Here is a 3,556-nt window from a genome sequence, read left to right as displayed (position 1 = left end):
CGACAGGCTCGACCGACGGCGTCGGGTCAGGGGAGGGTGCGAGCCCCGGACGCCGGGCCGCTGGTGCACCACACGGAGTCGGCTGCGCCCTCGGCCGTCCACGTCGCGGCGACGGCGAGCGCGTGCTGGCGCGACCGGGCGAGCGCGGCGACGGTGGGCCCGGACCCGGAGACCAGCGTGCCCAGCGCCCCCGCCTCCCGGGCGACGTCGAGGGTGCGCTCGAGCTCCGGGCGCAGCGACAGCGCGGCGTCCTGCAGGTCGTTGTGCAGGGCCGCCCCGAGCGCGTGCGGGTCGCCGGCGCGCAACGCCTGCATGAGCCCGGTGTCCTCCGCGAGCCCCGGGTCGTCGACGAGCGCGGCGCCGGAGCCCCCGCCGGCCGTCAGCTCGTCGAAGCGGCCGAAGACGGCGGGCGTGGACAGCCCTTCGTCCTGCACGGCGAAGACCCAGTGGAACTCGCCGCGCGTCATCGCCGGCGTGAGCAGGTGCCCCCGTCCGGTGCCGACGGCGGTGTGACCGAGCAGCGCGAACGGCACGTCCGAGCCGAGCCCGGCGGCGATGGACCCGAGCTCGGCCCGGGGCAGGCCCGTCTCCCACAGCGCGTCGCACGCCACGAGCGCGGCGGCCGCGTCGGCGGACCCGCCGGCCATCCCGCCCGCGACCGGCACGCCCTTGGTCAGGTGCAGCGCGACGTCCGGCTCCAGGCCCACGTGGTCGGCGAGCGCCTCGGCGGCGCGCCAGGCGAGGTTGCTCCCGTCGAGCGGCACCCGGTCGGCCTGGGGTCCGTCCACGGCGATGCTCACGCCGGCGCCCCCGGGCGCCTGCCGGGCGGTGACCTCCTCGTAGAGCGCCACCGCCTGGAAGATCGTCACGAGCGGGTGGTAGCCGTCGTCCTGCACCGGGCCGACCCGCAGCGACAGGTTGACCTTGCCCGGCGCGCGCACGCGGACGGACGGCGGCGGGGCGGCGGCGAGGTGCGTCACGCGTCCACCGTGCCAGGAGCGGGCCGCAGCCGCTCGGCGATGCGGGCGAAGTCGGCGACGTCGAGCCGCTCACCGCGCAGGCCAGGGTCGACCCCTGCGGCCCGCAGCGCCTCCTCGGCCGCGACGCCGGAGCCGAACAGCCCCGACAGGGCGGCCCGCAGCGTCTTGCGGCGCTGCGCGAAGGCCGCGTCGATCACGGTGAACACCTGCTCGCGCGTCGCCGTCGTCGGTGGCGGGTCACGACGCTCCAGCGCGACCAGCGCGGAGTCGACGTTGGGCACGGGCCAGAAGACGTTGCGGCTCACGTTGAGCGACCGCCGCGCACGGGCGTACCAGGCGGCCTTCACCGACGGGATGCCGTACGTGCGCGAGCCGGGCCCGGCGGCGAGCCGGTCCGCGACCTCGGCCTGCACCATGACCAGCACCTTCTCGAGCGAGGCGAAACGCTCGAGGAACGTCAGCAGCACGGGCACGGCCACGTTGTAGGGCAGGTTCGCGACGAGCGCGGTGGGCGGCGCCCCGGGCAGGTCGGTGACGTCCAGCGCGTCGGCGCGCACCACCTCGAGGTCCGCGCCGGGCGCGTGCCTCGCGACCGTGGCCTCGATCTGGCCCGCGAGCACCGGGTCGATCTCGACGGCGACGACGGAGCAGCCCGCCTCCAGCAGCCCGAGCGTCAGGGAGCCGAGGCCGGGACCGATCTCGACGACGCGCTCGCCCGGGCGCAGGTCGGCGGCGCGCACGATCTTGCGCACCGTGCCGCCGTCGTGCACGAAGTTCTGGCCCAGCGTCTTGGTGGGCCGCACGCCCAGGCGCCCTGCCAGCTCGCGGATCTCCGCAGGGCCGAGCAGGGCGCCGGGGGTGTGATTCATGGGGGTGATGCTATCCGGCCGCCCGGGAGCGGCCGTCAGCCGGATCGGCTCAGTACCAGCCCACGGACTGCGAGTGGCCCCACGCGCCGCACGGGGTGCCGTAGCGGCCTGCGATGTAGTCCAGGCCCCACTCGATCTGCGTGGCGGGGTTGGTCTGCCAGTCGGAGCCGGCGGTGGCCATCTTCGAGCCGGGCAGCGACTGCGGGATGCCGTAGGCGCCGGACGACGCGTTCATCGCCGAGGCGTCCCAGTTCGACTCCTTGGTCCACAGGGACTCCAGGCAGGTCCACTCGGACCCGGTCCAGCCGCGCGCGGCGGCCAGCTGCTGGCCGATCTCGCGGGTCGAGCCGCTCGGGGTGGCCGGCTCGGGCTCGGGGCGCTCCTTGGTGCCCTCGACGAGGACCTCGGTGACGGGCTTCGTCGTGACCTCGTCGGAGACCTTCTTCTTCGCCACGACGTCGCCGTCCACGGTGGTGACCCGGTGCACGACGGTGCGCTCGCCGTCCTTGCCCTCGCGGGCGACCTTCGCGTCGAGGTCGGAGTACCGCTTGCTGCTGGTCTTCGTCGTCGTGTCGTGCGTGACGTCGGTCGTGGTGGCGACCTTCTTGGTCTCCACGCGCTCGACGACGACGGCGACCTGCGGCGTCCCGGTCGGGCGCACCGCGACGTTCTCCGTGGTCAGCTCGGCCTGGGCCTGCTCCGCCTGCTTCGCGTCCTGCTTCTCGGCGGCCGCGACGTCCTTCTGCACGTCGGGGTGGGACGCCTCGGCGACGTGCACCCGGTCGTCCCCGTCGAGCTCGACGTCCGCCTCGGCGAGCACGGCCTCGACGTCCTCGGCGCCGTCGACCAGGTCGGCCTTGCCGTCGTGCACGACGGCGACCGGGCCGTCCACGTCCACGTCGACGGGCAGGGTGGCCCGCTCGCCGGACCGCGACGCGACGATCTGCACGTCGCTGCCGCGGGCGGTGAGCGTGTCGAGCGCCTCGTCGGCGTCGAGCGCGGTGACCCACGCGTCCGTCTTCTCGCCGTCGACCTGGAGCGTCAGCTCCTTGCCGGTGCGCACGACGACGTCGGCGTCCTCGGTCAGCGTGCTGGTCGCGGCGGGGGCGACGAGGTCGCGCTCGTCCACCGTCACGCCCTGGGCCTGGAGGAGCGCGTCGACCGAGTCGGCCATGGTCGTCACGGTGCGCACGTGGCCGTCGACGTCGAGCGTCACGGTCTTGCGCGCGTCCCCGTAGGCCATGGCGCCACCGGTGACGGCGATCGCGACGGCGGTGGCTGCGGCCACGAGCGGCCAGCGGCGGCGGGCGCGGGCGTGCTGCACGTTCTCGGTGCTCTCGGGTCCTGCGGTCTCGGGCGTGGCGTCAGGGATCAGGGTCACGGGGGTCCAGTCGTCGCGCTGTCCGGGCAGGGCGGTCGAGTCGGGGCGTGGCCCGCCGCGTCCGGCCGTGGGCGGAGTCGCCCACGGTCGGTGCCACCGCGGGCATGTCGCCCGGGCGGCGTCGGCACCGGTGGTGCCGTCGCGGCCTCGACCCGCCGATCCGGCGGTCGATACCCGCTGCGCGCACTACACCTTGTGGATGCGGCTCGCACGCGGGACACAAGACCGTAACCGATTCGTTATGGGGTACCTAATCTGCGGGCCCCGGAGTGACGAGCCCCACGGGATCCTCACGGCGGCCCCACACCGTGGTCGAAGCCGCGCAG

3 protein-coding genes are annotated in these 3,556 nt (G+C 75.1%); all 3 read right to left on the bottom strand.

Annotated features, from left to right (window positions below):
* Positions 1-26 precede the first annotated feature (26 nt).
* The 3 genes from ABD254_RS14730 to ABD254_RS14720 are packed head-to-tail and all read right to left on the bottom strand — an operon-like array spanning position 27 to position 3,230.
* Positions 27-980, bottom strand: a complete 954-nt coding sequence (locus ABD254_RS14730; RefSeq protein WP_344249172.1) for a 4-(cytidine 5'-diphospho)-2-C-methyl-D-erythritol kinase — start codon at positions 978-980, stop codon at positions 27-29.
* On the bottom strand, positions 977-1,849 hold the full coding sequence (rsmA, locus tag ABD254_RS14725; RefSeq protein WP_344249171.1) for a 16S rRNA (adenine(1518)-N(6)/adenine(1519)-N(6))-dimethyltransferase RsmA: 873 nt from the start codon (positions 1,847-1,849) through the stop codon (positions 977-979). Before rsmA ends, ABD254_RS14730 begins: the two co-directional genes overlap by 4 nt.
* Before the next feature lie 49 nt (positions 1,850-1,898).
* Positions 1,899-3,230, bottom strand: a complete 1,332-nt coding sequence (locus ABD254_RS14720; protein ID WP_344249170.1) for a resuscitation-promoting factor — start codon at positions 3,228-3,230, stop codon at positions 1,899-1,901.
* Positions 3,231-3,556: the final 326 nt, after the last annotated feature.

Source organism: Isoptericola hypogeus (genome assembly GCF_039531145.1).
GTDB classification, from domain to species: Bacteria; Actinomycetota; Actinomycetes; order Actinomycetales; family Cellulomonadaceae; genus Isoptericola; species Isoptericola hypogeus.
This window is presented reverse-complemented; position numbering and strand designations above follow the sequence as displayed.

Coding starts and splice junctions, on each gene's coding strand:
- rsmA (WP_344249171.1), bottom strand. CDS start 1,849: ATGAATCACACCCCCGGCGCCCTGCTCGGCCCTGCGGAGATCCGCGAG.